Annotated in this window: 15 protein-coding genes; 6 read left to right on the top strand and 9 right to left on the bottom strand. The window is 74.2% G+C overall.

Annotated elements, in window-relative coordinates:
• Nucleotides 1-19 precede the first annotated feature (19 nt).
• Nucleotides 20-1213, top strand: coding sequence for a GNAT family N-acetyltransferase (locus AD017_RS19560; protein WP_060575051.1), 1194 nt, complete (start codon nt 20-22; stop codon nt 1211-1213).
• Between the two features lie 30 nt (nt 1214-1243).
• On the opposite strand, the gene AD017_RS19565 is transcribed toward AD017_RS19560, so the two are convergent.
• The 5 genes from AD017_RS19565 to cofC form a co-directional block, all read right to left on the bottom strand.
• Nucleotides 1244-2266, bottom strand: coding sequence for a glycoside hydrolase family 26 protein (locus AD017_RS19565; protein WP_060575052.1), 1023 nt, complete (start codon nt 2264-2266; stop codon nt 1244-1246).
• Nucleotides 2263-3342, bottom strand: a complete 1080-nt coding sequence (locus tag AD017_RS19570) for a glycosyltransferase (protein ID WP_227012786.1) — start codon at nt 3340-3342, stop codon at nt 2263-2265. Before AD017_RS19570 ends, AD017_RS19565 begins: the two co-directional genes overlap by 4 nt.
• 77 nt (nt 3343-3419) lie before the next feature.
• On the bottom strand, nt 3420-4367 hold the full coding sequence (locus AD017_RS19575) for a bifunctional NUDIX hydrolase/histidine phosphatase family protein (protein WP_060575054.1): 948 nt from the start codon (nt 4365-4367) through the stop codon (nt 3420-3422).
• Nucleotides 4367-6625, bottom strand: coding sequence for an RNA degradosome polyphosphate kinase (locus tag AD017_RS19580; RefSeq protein WP_060576490.1), 2259 nt, complete (start codon nt 6623-6625; stop codon nt 4367-4369). The genes AD017_RS19575 and AD017_RS19580 overlap by 1 nt, the downstream gene beginning before the upstream one ends.
• Nucleotides 6626-6818: 193 nt before the next feature.
• The gene (gene cofC / locus AD017_RS19585) at nt 6819-7568 is read right to left on the bottom strand and encodes a 2-phospho-L-lactate guanylyltransferase (RefSeq protein WP_369821680.1); all 750 of its coding nucleotides are present in this window, start codon (nt 7566-7568) and stop codon (nt 6819-6821) included.
• Between the two features lie 151 nt (nt 7569-7719).
• Here cofC and AD017_RS19590 point away from each other — a divergent pair, with 151 nt between their 5' ends.
• From AD017_RS19590 to AD017_RS19600, 3 genes are all read left to right on the top strand, one after another.
• On the top strand, nt 7720-8442 hold the full coding sequence (locus AD017_RS19590; protein WP_010241175.1) for a 1-acyl-sn-glycerol-3-phosphate acyltransferase: 723 nt from the start codon (nt 7720-7722) through the stop codon (nt 8440-8442).
• A complete protein-coding gene (locus AD017_RS19595; RefSeq protein ID WP_010241176.1) occupies nt 8439-9488 on the top strand; it encodes an NAD(P)H-dependent glycerol-3-phosphate dehydrogenase in 1050 nt (349 codons plus the stop codon). The genes AD017_RS19590 and AD017_RS19595 overlap by 4 nt, the downstream gene beginning before the upstream one ends.
• 126 nt (nt 9489-9614) lie before the next feature.
• Nucleotides 9615-10688, top strand: coding sequence for a cystathionine gamma-lyase (locus tag AD017_RS19600; RefSeq protein WP_255358492.1), 1074 nt, complete (start codon nt 9615-9617; stop codon nt 10686-10688).
• Here the strand turns inward: AD017_RS19600 and AD017_RS19605 are convergent.
• Together AD017_RS19605 and AD017_RS19610 are read right to left on the bottom strand one after the other, a co-directional pair.
• Entirely contained in the window at nt 10685-11881 is a 1197-nt protein-coding gene (locus AD017_RS19605; RefSeq protein ID WP_060575056.1) for an alcohol dehydrogenase catalytic domain-containing protein, read from the bottom strand. The genes AD017_RS19600 and AD017_RS19605 overlap by 4 nt on opposite strands.
• Nucleotides 11882-11948: 67 nt before the next feature.
• Entirely contained in the window at nt 11949-12845 is an 897-nt protein-coding gene (locus AD017_RS19610; RefSeq protein WP_060576491.1) for an SDR family oxidoreductase, read from the bottom strand.
• A 386-nt stretch (nt 12846-13231) separates the two neighbouring features.
• On the opposite strand from AD017_RS19610, the gene AD017_RS19615 reads away from it, so the two are divergent.
• Entirely contained in the window at nt 13232-13969 is a 738-nt protein-coding gene (locus AD017_RS19615) for a GAF and ANTAR domain-containing protein (RefSeq protein ID WP_060575057.1), read from the top strand.
• A gap of 66 nt (nt 13970-14035) precedes the next feature.
• On the opposite strand, the gene AD017_RS19620 is transcribed toward AD017_RS19615, so the two are convergent.
• Entirely contained in the window at nt 14036-14218 is a 183-nt protein-coding gene (locus AD017_RS19620; RefSeq protein WP_060575058.1) for a hypothetical protein, read from the bottom strand.
• Nucleotides 14219-14490: 272 nt separating this feature from the next.
• Here AD017_RS19620 and AD017_RS19625 point away from each other — a divergent pair, with 272 nt between their 5' ends.
• Nucleotides 14491-15144, top strand: a complete 654-nt coding sequence (locus AD017_RS19625) for an HNH endonuclease (RefSeq protein WP_010241188.1) — start codon at nt 14491-14493, stop codon at nt 15142-15144.
• Nucleotides 15145-15154: 10 nt separating this feature from the next.
• Here AD017_RS19625 and AD017_RS19630 read toward each other — a convergent pair whose 3' ends face one another.
• Nucleotides 15155-15439 carry a hypothetical protein gene (locus AD017_RS19630; protein ID WP_060575059.1) on the bottom strand — a complete coding sequence of 95 codons (285 nt, stop codon included), beginning with the start codon at nt 15437-15439 and terminating at the stop codon, nt 15155-15157.
• Nucleotides 15440-15650: the final 211 nt, after the last annotated feature.

The following is a 15650-nucleotide window of genomic DNA, read 5'->3' on the forward strand; positions in this document are numbered from 1 at the left end:
CCGACCTCCGGGAGCACCGATGACGAGCACCCCGTCCACGAGAGCCACCCACGCCCCGGGGTTCGACCGGGTCGTCCGCCGCGACGACGGCGCGTTCGCCGCGCTGGGCGCCGAGTGGGACGCGTTGCACCGGCGGTGCCCGGCGGCCGGGGTCTTCCAGAGCGTGGAGTGGCTGGAGTCCTGGTGGCGGTCCTACGGCAGGCCCGGTGCGCTGCGGCTGGTCGTCGTCCGGCGCGACGGCCGCGCGGTGGCCGGGGCGGCACTGACCCGCACGGTGCGGGCGGGGGTGCCGGTCCTGGTCCCGGTCGGTGCCGGGATCTCGGACTGGTCGGACGTGCTCGTCGATCCGGCCGTCCCGGGCGCGGCGGCGGCGCTGCGCGGGGCCCTGCTCGCCGAGCCCGGCTGGTCGGTGCTCGACCTGCCCGAGGTCGCCGCCGGCGGGCACGCCCGCGAGCTCGCCGGGGGCTGGCCGGGCCGCTGCCTGAGCACCCCCGCGTCGGTGTGCTCGTCGCTGCCCGCCGCGCCGATCGAGGACCTGGTCGGGTCGCTGTCGTCGTCGATGCGGGCCGACGTGCGCCGCGCCCTGCGCCGGGTGGACACGGCCGGGGTGACGGAGCGCCGGGTGCCGGTCGACGAGCTGCCCGCGGCCGTCGGGCGGCTGCTGGAGCTGCACCGCAGGCAGTGGCGCGCGCGGGGCGGGATGACCCCCGAGCACGGGCGGCCCCGGTTCGCCGGGCACCTCACCCGCTCCGTGACCGCGATGGCGGACGGCGGGCGGGCGGCCCTGCACGAGTACCGCGCCGGCGGCGAGCTGGTCGCCTCCAGCCTGCTGCTGATCGACGCAGAGCAGGTCGGCGGCTACCTCTACGGCGCCGATCCCGGGCTGTACGGCCGGGTCAACGTGACCACCATGCTCACCCGCACGGCGTTGCGGGAGGCCGTGGACCGCGGTGCCGCGCGGTTCGGCCTGCTGCGGGGCCGGGAGGAGTACAAGTCGGGCTGGCGGGCGGAGCCGGCGCGCAACGACCGGCTGCTGCTCGTCCGGCCGGGGGACCCGCGCGGGCTCGGCTACGCCGTCGTCGTGCGGGCGGCGGCGCGCGGGCGGGACGTGGTGCGGGAGCGGCTGCCCGCGGTGCGCGCGGCCGTCGCGGCGGCCCGCCGCACCGCCCGCAACCCGCGGCTGCTCCTGCGGGGCCGGTCCGCGGGTCGCTGAGCGCGGCCGGAACGGGTGTGGGGGCCGGCCTCAGCGGGTGGTGCCGAACAGCTCCCGCACCGCGTCGGCCGCCTGCGGGTTCTGCGTGCACCGGTACACCCCGTGCGGGCAGTAGTCGGTCAGGGTGCTGTAGACGGTGTCCTGGGACGCCATCCAGGCGTGCAGGTCCCGGACGTACTGCGCGTTGTCGCCGTAGCGGAACAGCCCCCACTCCGGGAACGACACCGGCTTGCCGTGCTCGGCGGCGAACCGTGCCTGGTCGCCGAGCCCGTCCTGCTGGCCGACGTACTCCTCCCAGCTCGCGCCGGGCGGCTGGTCGTAGGTGTCCATCCCGATGATGTCGACGACGTCGTCGCCCGGGTAGCACTGCGGCCACGAGATCGCGTCGACGCCCCGGCTCGGGGTGAAGTCGAAGCGGAAACGCTGCCCGGGCTGCGCCCGCAGCACGTCGACGACGCGCCGGTAGTACTGCTTCCACGCCTCCGGGTCGGGTTCGCAGCGGTGGGTGTAGGTGTCGCCGTTCATCTCCCAGCCCGGCAGCAGCACCGCGTCCTGCAGGCCGCGGTCGACGAGCCGGCGGGCGAGCTCGGCGTAGTGCCGGTCGTACTCGCCGGCCGCGCCGCGGCGCAGCAGGTCCGCGACCTCGGCGTCGCCGACCTCGGCCTCGTTGGGGGCGGCCATCGGCACGTTGAGCACGAACAGGTCGCCGGGGTGCTCGGCCTTCCAGCGCGACCACGGCCCGAGGATCTGCTCCGGGCCCTCGATCCCCTCCCAGGTCTCGCCGGGCAGGTAGGTGTGCCCGACCGTCGTGGGGCGGCCGAGGAACTGCTCGAATCCGCCGATCGCCTCCACCCCGGAGGAGTCCGAGCCGAGGAAGGCGCCGAACGCCTGCCGGGGGAGCCCGTCGGAACCGGGCGCCGGCGGGCCGCCGCCGACCGGGGGCGGCGGGACCACCGGCGCCGGTGGCGGCTCCGGGGCCGCGGTGCACCCGGCGAGCACCAGCACCCCGGCGAGCAGGACGGCGGACCACGCCCTCCGGTGACCCAGGCTCATCGGCCCTCCTCACAGACCTCGGTCGTCAGCGCGGCGACCGCGGCCGTCATGACGCGGACGTCGAACCGTTCCAGTACCCGGGCCCGTCCGGCGTCGCCCTCCCGGGCCGCGCGCCCGTCCGGGCCCAGCCGGTGCCCGAGCGCGGCGGCGAGCGCGCCGACGTCGCCCGGTGCGACGACCTCGCCGGCGTACGGGCCGACGGCCTCCCGCAGTCCCGCGACGTCGAACCCGACGACCGGCCGTCCCGCGGACATCGCCTCGAGCGCGACCAGCGGCATGCCCTCCCAGCGCGACGGCAGCGCGACGACGTCGGCGGCCGCGTACCAGGGCGCGGGATCGCCCGCGGTGTCGCGCCACAGCACCGTCGGGTCGCTGCAGCCGGACTGCCACGCCGCCCGGCGGGGACCGTCCCCGACGAGCACCAGGCGCGCGTCCGGGTGCCGGGACCGCACCGACGGCCAGGCGTGCAGCAGCAGGTCCTGGCCCTTCTGCTCGGCGGTGCGCCCGAGGCACAGCACGATCCGGGCGTCGGCGGGCAGGCCGAGCGCCGCCCGCGCGGCCGCCCGCGACGACGGCCGGAACCGGTCGGTGTCGACGCCGTTCGGCACCGTCACCGCCGGACCGGCGACGCCGGCGGCACGCCCGGCCGCGAGCTCGTCGTCGCTGACGCACAGCAGCCGGTGGGTCCACCGGGCCCCGAAGCGCTCCCAGCGGCGGGCGGCGGAACCGGCCGTCCCGTTCACCGCCGCGAACGACCAGGCGTGCGGCTGGAACAGCGTCGGACGGCGGCCGCGCAGCGCGAGCCGTCCGGCCAGCCCGGCCTTGGAGCTGTGCAGGTGCACCACGTCGGGATCGTGTGCCCGGATCAGCCCGGCCAGCGCGCGGGTCTCCGCGAGCGTCGCCGGGCCGGGGGAGCGCCCGGCGCACCACGTGCCCACGGCGATCCCCGCCCCGGTCATCCGCGCGGCGAGCGGACCGTCCGGGCAGGCCACCCGGGGGTCCCAGCCCTGCTCACGCTGGCTGACGCACAGCTGGGCGACGACCGCGGCGACGCCCGCGTCGACGGGCTGGCTCACGTGGAGGACCCGCACGGGCCGTCCCCCTCCCCGGTGTGCAGGCGACGCGCTCTACCGGAGGACCGAGCCTAGCGCTCTCAGCCCGGCGGGCGGCGGTAGTAGTCCGCGAACAGGAGCGCCCCACCGGTGCCGAAGCCGAGGACCCAGGTGCTCGCCTTGTGCGACGGCACGTCGCCGTGCCCGGCGCCCGAACCGTCCAGCAGCTGCTCGACGACGTCCGGGATCACCCCGCCCTGGCTGCTGAGAAGCGTCACCCCCGGCAGTGCCGCGAGCTCGCGGAAGCGGGCCAGCCCGGCCGGCGGGTCCGTCCAGTAGTCGTGCTCGCCGAGCAGCGGCTCGACGCCCGGCTCGCCGAGCCCGCTCCGCTCCACCAGCGGCGCGATGGTCTCCCCGCAGCGCAGCGGCGGCGCCGTGTACGCCCGGTCCGCACCGAACCGGGGCAGGAACGACGCCAGCCGGTCCGCCTGGGTGTGGCCGGTCCCCGAGAGCGGGCGGAGGTCGTCGTCCCCCTCCCAGGCCGAGCGGCTGCCCGCCTTCGCGTGTCGCACGAACAGCACCGTCGACGTCGGCACCCCGGCGTCGGAGAGGCGGGTGATCAGCGTCCGGTCGTGCTCGTGCTCGACGAGCCCGGACGCCTCGGCCGCCCCGGCCCAGCGCAGCTCGTCGGTCTCGTCGGTGGCGGTGAACCCCTGGTCGTCGACCACCTCGGCCGCCCAGTAGTGCACGACCTTGCGGCCCTTCCCCGGCACCGTGTACGTCGTGTGCCCGAGCCGCCCGCCGAGCCGGCACCCGAGGTGCGCCTCCTCGGCGGTCTCGCGCAGCGCGGTCAGCGTCAGTGCCTCGCCCGGGTCCTGGTGACCCTTGGGCAGGGACCAGTCGTCGTAGCGGGGCCGGTGGACGAGGGCGAACTCCAGCGAGCCGTCCGCGGCCAGCCGGTAGGGCACCGTCCCGGCCGCGACGACGTCGGTGAGCCCGGCCGGGTCGGCCTCGGCCCCACCGGTGTACAGGGCGCCGTACAGCCCCATCAGTCCTCGTCCGACCCGCGCCGCGAGTTCATCATCTCGATCTGGTGGTCCCGGACCCGGACGTTGTCCGACCCGGCCGCCGGCGACGGTGACCAGGACCCGTCCGGCCCCAGCGTCCAGCAGCGGGTGGCGGGATCGAGGCACGAGTCGAACATCGCGCCGAGCTGGTCGGCGAGCTTCGGGTCGGCCACCCGCAGCATCACCTCGACCCGCCGGTCGAGGTTGCGGTGCATCATGTCCGCCGAGCCGATCCAGTACTCGTCGGCGGCCTCGAAGTGCAGCACCCGGGAGTGCTCCAGGAACGGGCCGAGGATCGAGCGGACGGTGATGTTCTCGCTCAGCCCCGGCCGCCCGGGGACGATCGCGCAGATGCCGCGCACCACGATGTCGACCGGCACCCCGGCCTGCGACGCCCGGTAGCACGCGTCGATGATCGCCTCGTCGACCAGCGAGTTCGCCTTGATCTGGACCCGCGCGGTCTCCCCGGAGCGGTGCGCCTCGATCTCGTCGTCGATCCGGCGGACGATGCCGCGGCGGATCCCGTAGGGGGCGACGAGCAGGCTCCGGTACGAGGTCTGGCGCGAGTAGCCGGTGAGCGAGTTGAACAGGTCGGTGAGGTCGGCACCGATCGTCGGGTCGGCGGTGAGCACGCCGACGTCCTCGTAGAGCCGCGCCGTCTTCGGGTTGTAGTTGCCGGTGCCGATGTGGCAGTAGCGGCGGATCTCCGAGCCCTCCTGGCGCACGACCAGGCACGTCTTGCAGTGCGTCTTGAGGCCCACGAGCCCGTAGACGACGTGCACGCCGGCCTTCTCCAGCTGGCGGGCCCAGCGGATGTTGGCCTGCTCGTCGAACCGGGCCTTGATCTCGACCAGCGCGACGACCTGCTTGCCGGCCTCGGCGGCGTCGATCAGCGCGTTGACGATCGGGGAGTCGCCGGAGGTCCGGTACAGCGTCTGCTTGATCGCGAGCACGTTCGGGTCGGCCGCGGCCTGCTCGATGAACCGCTGCACCGACGTCGAGAACGAGTCGTAGGGGTGGTGCACCAGCACGTCGCCGTCGCGGAGGGTCGCGAACACGCTGCGCGGGGTCTCCCGCTCGGCGAACGCCGGGTGGGTGGCCGGGCGGAACGGCTCGTCCTTCAGGTCGGGGCGGTTCACCCCGTGCACCTGCCACAGCCCGGTGAGGTCCAGCAGCCCGGGGACGGTGACGACGTCGTTCGGGTCGACGTCGAGCTCGCGCAGCAGGAGCTCCAGCACGTGCTCGGACATCGTGTCGAGCACCTCGAGCCGCACCGGCGGCCCGAACCGGCGGCGCGCCAGCTCGCGTTCGAGAGCCTGCAGCAGGTCCTCGTCGCGGTCCTCCTCGACCTCCAGGTCCGCGTTGCGCGTGACCCGGAACGGGTGGACCTCGGTGACCTCCATGCCGGTGAACAGGTCCCCGAGGTGCGCGGAGATGAGGTCCTCGATCGGCAGGAAGGTGACCTGCCGGTTCCCGGCGCGGGTGTCGGTGTCCGGCGGGTCGACCGTGACCAGGCGGGGCACGTTGTTCGGCACCTTCACGCGGGCGAACCGCTCGGTGCGGCCCTCGGGGTCGCGGACGGTCACCGCCAGGTTGAGCGACAGCCCGGAGATGTAGGGGAACGGGTGCGCCGGGTCCACCGCGAGCGGGGTGAGGACCGGGAACACCGACTCGGAGAAGTAGTCCGACAGGCGCAGCCGCTCCGCGTCGGTCAGATCGTCCCAGGCCCGGATGTGCACGCCCGCCGAGTCCAGCTCGGGGCGCAGCTCGTCCATGAAGACCTCGGCGTGCGCCCGGGACAGCGCGCGGCTGCGCTCGGCGATCCGGGCGAGCTGCTGGCGCGGGGTGAGCCCGTCGGCGCTGCGTACCGACAACCCGGTCTCGTCGCGGCGCTTCAGCCCGGCGACCCGGACCATGTAGAACTCGTCGAGGTTCGACGCGAAGATCGCGAGGAACTTGGCGCGCTCGAGCAGCGGCTGGCTGGAGTCCTCGGCGAGCGCGAGCACCCGGGCGTTGAAGTCCAGCCACGACAGCTCGCGGTTGAGGTACCGGTCCTCGGGCAGGGGATCGGGCAGCGCCGGTGCGGTCGCGCCGGCGGGGGGCGCGATCAGCGATGCCCCCTGGCCCGGGACCGGGGTCGGTGGGGCCGGCGGCCCGGGTGGCGTGGCCTGGACCTGCTGGGCCGGGATCTCGGGACCGGGCGCCTTCTGCTCGGCGACGGTGCGCGCGGTGGTGTGCACCCGGCGCGAGGCCGGGCGTGGAGCGCGCCGGCCCCCGGGGCGGGGCCGGGCACCCGAGGAGGAGGCGCCGTTCCGTCCGGTCGGGGCTGCCGAGTCGTCACTCACCCGGCGATTGTTTCGCACCGTCGTCGTGGCGGCCAACCACACACCGGACGACGAAGATGAATTCCAGGTGGCGTGGCCGACGGATGCGTCACACCTTCGGGCAGGGGAGCGGCCCGTCCGGGTGACGGCCGGGTGGTTCCGGCGCCGTCCCGGCCCTGGTGGCGGGGCTGTCGCCGGGCGTGCGCCTCCCTTGACCGAGCACCGCCCGCGTCCAGGAGCCCACGCCCAGGGCGACCGCCGCGTCCAGGTCGGCGGCGGTGTCGACGTCGCGGCGCAGGCCGGGGCGGTCGCCCGGCAGGACCACCGCCTCCGACGCCCGGTGCGCCGCCGCCGAGGCGCCGCCGAAGTGCGGGTCGAGACGCACGCCGGCGGCGGCCAGCAGCAGGGTGGTGCCGGTGCCGGGCTCGTCGGGCTGGAACACCCGCCGTGCACCGTCTGCGTACAGGGCCGCGGCGGCGGTGACGGCGTCGTCGAGCTCGGCGGGCCGCAGCGCCGGAAGGTCGGCCTGCAGCGCACCGATCGCGGCCCCGTCGTCGCGGGACCGGAGCAGCGCCGCGCCGTGCCGCAGCGCGCCGTTGAGCCCGCGGCCCGGGTCGGTGACGACCTCGACCCCGAGCGCGCCGACCTCCACCGCGACGGCCGGGTCGGAGGAGATGACGAGGACCTCCCGCACGGCTGCGGCCGACACGGCGGCCCGCACGGTGTCGCGGGCCAGCGCGAGCGCGAGCCGCAGGTGCGCGTCGAGATCGCCGACACCGCCGTCCGCGGCGCCGCGCAGCCGGGTCTTGGCCTTCGGCAGCGGCTTCACCGGGACGACCAGGTCCACCCGCAGGGTCACCGGCCCATCGTCGCACCACCCGGACCCGTTCCGGGGGTGGGTTTACCCGGGCCGCCCGATGTGGGGAGACTTCTGCACCAGAGATCCGGATCGGCTGCGGTCCGGGGACCGCTGACGACCCCGCCACGCTGCGGGTGGGAGGAGGCCGCCGGTGGCCCGCGAGAAGGGCGGATTCTGGGTCGGGCTCGCCGCCACGGTCTTCTACCCGGTGGGGTGGCTGACGGGGCGGCAGCGCTACCAGGGCCGCGAGCACCTGCCCTCGACCGGCGGGGCACTGCTGGTCGGCAACCACATCTCGTACCTGGACCCGATCCACACGGCGCTGTTCGTGCACACCGCGCGCCGGGTGCCGCGGTTCATGGCGAAGAACAGCCTGTGGGACGTCCCGGTGCTGGGGTCGATCCTGCGCGGCAGCGGGCAGATCCCGGTGTTCCGGGACACCGCCGACGCCCAGCAGAGCCTGTCCGCCGGGACGCAGGCCCTGGCCGACGGCAAGATCGTCATCATCTACCCGGAGGGCACCATCACCCGGGACCCGGAGGGCTGGCCGATGCGGTCGCGCACCGGCGTCGCCCGGATGGCGCTGGCCTCCGACGTGCCGGTGGTGCCGATGGTGCACTGGGGCACCCGCGAGGTGTACGACCACTACGGCAAGCGGTTCCGCCCGCTGCCCCGCACCGAGCTGGTGCTCCGGGCCGGGGAACCGGTGGACCTGTCGGCGTACCGCGGACGCCCGCTCGACGCCGTCGTGCTGCGCGAGGTGACCGACCTGATCATGAGCCGGGTGCGTGACCTGCTGGCCGACGTGCGCGCCGAGACCGCCCCGGAGGAGTTCTACCGGCCCAGCGGTTCGGGCAAGGAGGCCGGCCGGTGAGCGCGCCGCCGTTCGGGGAACGCCCGGTCAACGAGCCGGTGCACGACGTCCAGCGGGTCGCCGTGCTCGGCGCCGGCAGCTGGGGCACCGCGTTCGCGAAGGTCCTCGGCGACGCCGGCCGGGAGGTCCGGCTGTGGGCCCGCCGCGCCGAGGTCGCGGACGCGATCAACTCCGGGCGCCGCAACCCGGACTACCTGCCCGAGATCGAGCTGCCCGCGAAGCTGTCCGCGACCCACGACCCCGCCGAGGCCCTGCACGACGCCGACGCCGTGGTCCTCGCGGTCCCGTCGCAGTCGCTGCGGTCGAACCTCGAGCACTGGCGGGGGCTCATCCCGGACGGCGTCACGATCACCAGCCTGGCCAAGGGCGTCGAGCTGGGGACGCTGAAGCGGATGACCGAGGTGATCGACGACGTCACCGGCGTCGGCGCCGACCGCCTCGCCGTCGTCTCCGGGCCGAACCTGGCCGCGGAGATCGCGCACGAGGAGCCGACCGCGACCGTCATCGCCTGCCCGGACCACGAGCGCGCGGTGGCCCTGCAGACCGCCTGCGCGACCGGCTACTTCCGCGCCTACACCAACACCGACGTGATCGGCGCCGAGCTCGGCGGGGCAGGCAAGAACGTGATCGCGCTGGCCGTCGGCGTCGCGTCCGGGATGGGGCTCGGCGACAACTCGCGGGCGTCGCTGATCACCCGCGGGCTCGCCGAGATGTCCCGGCTCGGGATGGCGCTCGGTGCCTCCCCGCTGACGTTCGCCGGGCTGGCCGGGATGGGCGACCTGGTGGCGACCTGCAGCTCGCCGCTGTCGCGCAACCGGACCTTCGGCGAGCAGCTGGGCCGCGGAGCGAGCCTCGGCGAGGCCGAGCGCGCCAACCACGGCCAGGTCGCCGAGGGCGTGAAGTCCTGCCTGTCGATCTGCGAGCTGGGGGAGCGCAACGGCGTCGAGCTCCCGATCGCCGACGCGGTGCGCCGGGTGTGCCACGAGGGGATGACCGCCCGCCAGATGGCCAAGGAGCTGATCTCGCGGGCGCCGAAGCCTGAGTAGGCGCTTCGCGCCCGTGAGTGGAAAACGCGGTCAGGACCGACACAACCACTCACGAGCGTAGGGTCACCAGCGATGAGCGGCGACGGCACCAGGTGCGTTCGGGGCGGCGGGCACGGCGAGCACGGGGTGGGTGAGCCGGTCCATCGTGGACCGGTTCTGACCAGCACCTTCCATCTCGGGCGTCCGGAGCAGGCGGAGTCCGGGACGGACTTCTACGCCCGCGCCGACAACCCGACCTGGCGGGAGTACGAGGCCGTCGTCGGTGATCTCGACGGCGGTGCCTGCACGGTCTTCCCGTCCGGCATGGCCGCGATCGCGGCGGTGCTGCGCGCCTTCGCCTCCACCGACCGTGGTGTGCTGCTGCCCGCCGACGGCTACTACGTCGCCCGGGCGCTCGCCGACGAGGAGCTCGCGCCGCTCGGGGTGCCGGTCGCGTACTGCCCGACGGCGGGGGACTGGGCGTCCGCGATCGCCGAGCACCGGCCCGGGCTGGTGCTGCTGGAGACGCCGTCGAACCCGGGGCTGGAGGTCTGCGACATCACCGCGATCGCCGAGGCCGCGCACGCGGCCGGCGCGGTCGTCGCCGTCGACAACACCACCGCGACGCCGCTCGGGCAGCGGCCGCTGGACCTGGGGGCCGACGTCGTCGTCGCGTCCGACACGAAGGCGCTGTCCGGGCACGGCGACCTGCTCGTCGGGCACGTCAGCACGGCGGGCCCGGTGCACGCGGAGCGGATCCGCGGCTTCCGGACCCGCGGCGGCGCGATCGCCGGGCCGATGGAGACCTGGCTGGCGCTGCGCGGCCTGGCCACCCTCGACCTGCGGCTCGCCCGGCAGGCGGAGAACGCCCGCGCGGTGGCGGTGGCGCTGCGCGAGGCAGCGGCGGCGGGCACCGTCGCGGTGTCCGACGTCCGCTGGCCCGGTCTGGCCGACGACCCGTCGCACGCGCCGGCGTCGCGTCAGATGCGGCGCTGGAACGGCGTCCTGCGGTTCACCCTGCCCGACGTGCACGCGGTGTCGGAGTTCCTGGACCGCACCACGCTCGTCGACTCGGCGACCAGCTTCGGCGGCACCCGCACCGCCGCCGACCGGCGGTCCCGCTGGGGCGACGCCGTCCCCGACGGCCTGGTCCGGCTGTCCTGCGGGATCGAGGACACCGACGACCTGGTCGCCGACGTCCTCGGGGCGCTCCGCGCCTAGACGGAGCCCGCCGGCGCGAGGAGGACCTTCACTGCGCCGTCCCGCTTCTCCTGGAACATCCGGTAGGCGTCGGGCGCCTGCTCCAGCGGCATCCGGTGGGTGGCGAACTCGTCGACGCCGAGCGGGTCGTCGTCGCAGAGCAGGGGGATCAGGTCGGGGACCCACCGCCACACGTTGGCCTGCCCCATCCGGAGCTGGATCTGCTTGTCGAACAGCGTCAGCATCGGCATCGGCGTGGCGGAGCCGCCGTACACCCCGGAGAGCGAGATCGTCCCGCCCCGGCGGACGAGATCGATAGCCAGGTCCAGTGCCGATGTGCGGTCGGTGCCCGCGGTCTCCATCAGCTTCTGCCCGAGCGCGGTCGGCAGGGCGGCGGCCAGCTTCTGCCCCGCGGTCGCGACGGGCGAGCCGTGAGCCTCCATCCCGACGGCGTCGATCACCGCGTCGGCGCCCCTGCCGTCGGTCAGCGTCCGCACCACCTCCCGGACCGCCTCGTCGCCGTCCCGCAGGTCGAGAGCCGTGGTCCCCCGGCGCTCGACACGGCGCAGGCGCTCGGGCTCGAGATCGACCCCGACCACCTGCCGCACCCCGAGATGCCGGGCGACCCGGGTACACATGTCACCGATCGGACCGAGCCCGAGGACGACGAGCGTGCCGTTCCGGGGCGTGTCCGCGTACTGCACCGCCTGGTACGCGGTGGGGAGAACGTCGGACAGGAACACGAAGCGCTCGTCGGGCGGGCCGTCCGGGACCCGGATCGGCAGGGAGTTGCCGAACGGCACGCGCAGGTACTCGGCCTGCCCGCCCGGGACCTGTCCGTAGAGCTTGGTGTAGCCGAACAGCGAGGCACCGGTGCCCATCTCGCGGTTCTGGGTGGTCTCGCACTGCGACTGCAGCCCCTGTCCGCAGTTCGCACAGGTTCCGCAGCTGACGTTGAACGGGATGACCACGCGATCGCCCACCGCCAGCTCGGTGACGGCGGAGCCGGTCTCGGCGACGACCCCCATCGGCTCGTGCCCGAGGATGTCCCCGGCCGTGAGGTACGGCCCGAGCACCTCATAGAGGTGCAGGTCGGAGCCGCACAGACCGGTGCTGGTGATCTTCACGATCACGTCGTCGGGTTTCTCGACGATCGGATCGGGGACGGTGTCGACCCGGACGTCACGACGCCCGTGCCAGGTCAGTGCACGCATCGGTGCTCCTCTCCGTTCGTGCCGGTCGCGCGGCCGCCTACCCGGGCCCCGGATGTGGAAACAGGACTCAGGTGATGGGAGCCCCTCCGGTGACCCCCACGACCTCCGAGGTCATGTAGCTCGACTCCTGCGAGGCGAGGAAGACGTAGAACGGCGCCAGCTCGGCGGGCTGTGCGGCCCGCCCCATCGGTGCCTGCGCGCCGAACGACTCGAGCTTCTTCTCGTCCATCGTCGCCGGGATCAAGGGGGTCCAGACCGGCCCGGGGGCCACCGCGTTCACCCGGATCCCTCGCCCGATCAGGTTGTGGCCGAGCCCCTGCACCATGTTCGCGACCGCCGCCTTCGACGCCGCGTAGTCCAGGAGGTGCACCGACGGCTGGAACGCCTGCACCGACGAGCTCGCGATGATCGACGCGCCCGGCCGCATATGGGGAACGGCGGCCTTGGCGAGCCAGAACAGGGCGTACACGTTGGTCTTCATCACCCGGTCGAACTGTTCGGTGGTGATGTCGTCGAGTCCCTTGTCCTGCGACATCTGGTAGGCGGCGTTGCTGACGAGCACGTCGATCCCGCCGAGCTCGTCCACCGTGCGGTGCACGATGTCGCGGCAGGTCTCCTCCCGCCGGACGTCGGCCGGCACGGTGACCGCCCGGCGGCCCGCCTCCCGCACCCAGCTCGCGGTCTCCGCGGCGTCGTCGGCCTCCGCCTCCAGGTGGGTGACCACCACGTCGGCACCCTCCCGGGCGAAGGCGATCGCCACCGCCCGCCCGATCCCGGAGTCACCTCCGGTGATCACCGCCTTCTTCCCCTCAAGACGTCCGGTGCCGCGGTAGGTCCGCTCCCCGTGGTCGGGCCACACGTCCAGGTCGGCCGTGCGTCCTGGGTGCTCGACGGTCCGATCACCGCTGCCGGGTGCCGAGTACTGCGCGACCGGGTCCTGTTGCCGGAACTGGTCCTGGCCCATCCGATCCTCCTTCTCCGCCCACCGGGGACCCGCGGGCTCCCCGGTGCCGGTGTCGTCGACGTCCAGCGGGTCCCCCGAGGCGCGCGGCGGAAACGTGAGCCCCCGTCCCGGGAGGGCGCGGTGCCACCTCATGCCGTCCACCGGTTTGCCGTCCGGGACGTCGGGGGTACTCGACGGGACGGCGCGGGACACCGGCTGACGGCCGTGTCCCGGCCGTGCAGAGGCCGAACGGGCATCACCCCGGTGACGGCCGGTCCGGCTCCGATCTTCGTGTGCGTCCTCGACCGTCGAACCACGAGCGGGAGGTAGAGCGCAGCGCATGTCGCTTCGACTCTGCTGATCCGCAGCTCTCGCAGCTGTGACCGCTCCGGATCGGAGGACCCGGAATGAACACAACCGGCGACGACCACGTCGTCGCGTCGCTGAGCCGGGCGGCGCAGGCGCTGCTCCGGCGGGACGACCCCGAGGACCTCGACAGGGTGTTCGCCGGCATCGTCGGTGCGGCCGTCGACACGGTTCCGGGAGCCGACGGCGGCGGGGGGACCGTGGCCGACCGGTCGCGGATCACCTCACGTCATCCGACCGGGACCGACGTGCACGTTCTCGACGACCTGCAGGCGCAGTTCGGAGAGGGCCCGTGTATCGACGCCGCGGCCCGGGGGGCCGACGGTGCCACGATCTACGCCCCGGACCTCGGAGGGGTCAAGGCGCAGCAGGAGTGGCCGGTCTTCGGGCCTGCCGCGGTCGAGAAGGGCTTCCGTTCTTTACTGTCCACACCCCTGGTGATCCAGCCCGGGCAGCGGTCCGCCCTGAATCTGTACGCCTACGCGCCGGACGCCTTCGACGAGTCCGCGACGACCCTGGCCCGGCTGTTCGCCCTCCAGGCCGCGGTCCTTCTCCACGGGGAGGACAAGGCTGCGCACCTGCGCGTCGCTCTCGAGAGCCGTGACGTCATCGGTCAGGCCAAAGGGATCCTGCAGGAACGCTTCGACGTCGACGACACCGACGCCTTCCAGATGATGGTCCGCTCGTCACAGGACACCAACATGAAGCTCGCCGACATCGCCGAGTGGCTCGTCCGCAATCGGCGACGCACCCGGCCGGGATCTGACCCGGGCACCTGATGCCGCTGCGGTCCCGGCGTCGGACACCGAGTGCGGTCCGCGTCGGGCGGCGGGCCCGCGGGAGGCTCAGCGTTCGCCCAACCAGCCCTGGAGCTCGGCGGGCTGCAGGTCGCAGTACGGGCACACCGCGACGAAGTGCGGCGCGCCGGGCCCGGTGACCTGCAGGCGCTCGCGGGCGCCGCGGCGGCCGCAGCAGGTGCAGGCGGAGTCGCGCGCCGTCGTCCTGTCGTCGACCGTGTTCTCGTCCATATGCCGTGTATAACCGCCGACACGGTGTCGCCACACGCGGCTGTGGCGGACTCCACGCCCCCGGTGAAGCAAGCGTTTCCGCTGGTTACGGCGGTGTGACCCGGGTCGCTCGGGGTCTGACGCGGGCCGCGGACAGGGATACGCGGGCCACCCTGGTCCGTCGGCGGGAACCCGCCGGACACGCGCCGGCGGTTCCGATATCACACTCGCGAAACCTCGCTTCCGTATGGTCGACTACAAGCCGGACCTCGAGCAGTCGCGGAGGTGGTCGCGTGCCGCACCGACAACCCGTCCCCCATGGTGCCGAGTCCGTCGTCGCCCCCGATCTGCGAGCGGTCGATCCGCTCCCCGACGACGGCATCCCCGAAGATCACCTCCCGGCACCGGGGATCGAGCCGCTGACCACGGCTCCGGTCCCGACGGGGTCCCGGGTCCTGCTCCTCAACGCCAGTTTCGAACCGCTGGCCGTCGTCACGTCGAAACGTGCGATCTGCCTGCTGCTCTCCGGCAAGGCCGAGTGTCTCCAGGAGGCGCTGGAGGGCACCTCGTTCCACTCGGAGAGCCTCACCCTCCCCGCTCCCTCGGTGCTGCGCCTGTCCCGCTACGTCCGCGTCCCCTACCGGCGCGCGGTCCCGATGACCCGGGCCGGGGTGCTGCGGCGCGACAGCCGTCGCTGCGCCTACTGCACGAAGCGTGCCGACACCATCGACCACGTGATCCCGCGCAGCCGCGGTGGCGCGCACAGCTGGGAGAACTGCGTCGCCGCCTGCAAGGCGTGCAACTCGCGCAAGGCGGACCGGCTCGTGGAGGAGATCGGCTGGACGCTGCGGACGAAGCCCGGCCCGCCGAAGCGGAACGGGGCCGGCGTGCTCGTGCTGGCGGTCGAGCCGCTGCCGGCGTGGGAGCCGTGGTTGTCGGCGGCCTGAGCGGGGCCGGTCAGGACCGGCGGGCCCGCCGCCGGCGCCGACGCGTGGTGCCCGGGTCGGCCGCGGCGCGGAACGCGCGGCAGGAGGTGCCGCAGATCCCGCAGTCGGTCCCGGGGCGGTAGTGCTCGTGGACGTCCTGCTCGTGCCCGCACCGGCAGAGCGCGGTCGTGGGCGTGGCCGGTACGGCGGGGGGAGTGGCCGAGGTGTTCTCGGCGTCGGTCGCGGCCCGCGGCGCCGGGATCGCGTCGGCGGTCGTGGCGGACACGCTCGCGGCGGTGTCGTGGGCGGTGCTCATCGGTAGCTCCTCCAGCCGGTCGCACGGCCCGGGCGGCCGTTCTGCTTCTGTCTCGCCTACTCCGGTCGGCGGATTAGCGATCCGGCCGGTGGTTCACTCCAATTGATGACACCGGGCGCACCTCCGTTCACCATGCGTCGCTGTGGATCTCTGACCTGCGACGATGCGTAGTCGTCCCGTCGATTCCGACGACGCGCCGAACCCCGCGGTA

The sequence above is a fragment of the Pseudonocardia sp. EC080619-01 genome (genome assembly GCF_001420995.1).
In the GTDB taxonomy this organism is placed as follows: Bacteria; Actinomycetota; Actinomycetes; order Mycobacteriales; family Pseudonocardiaceae; genus Pseudonocardia.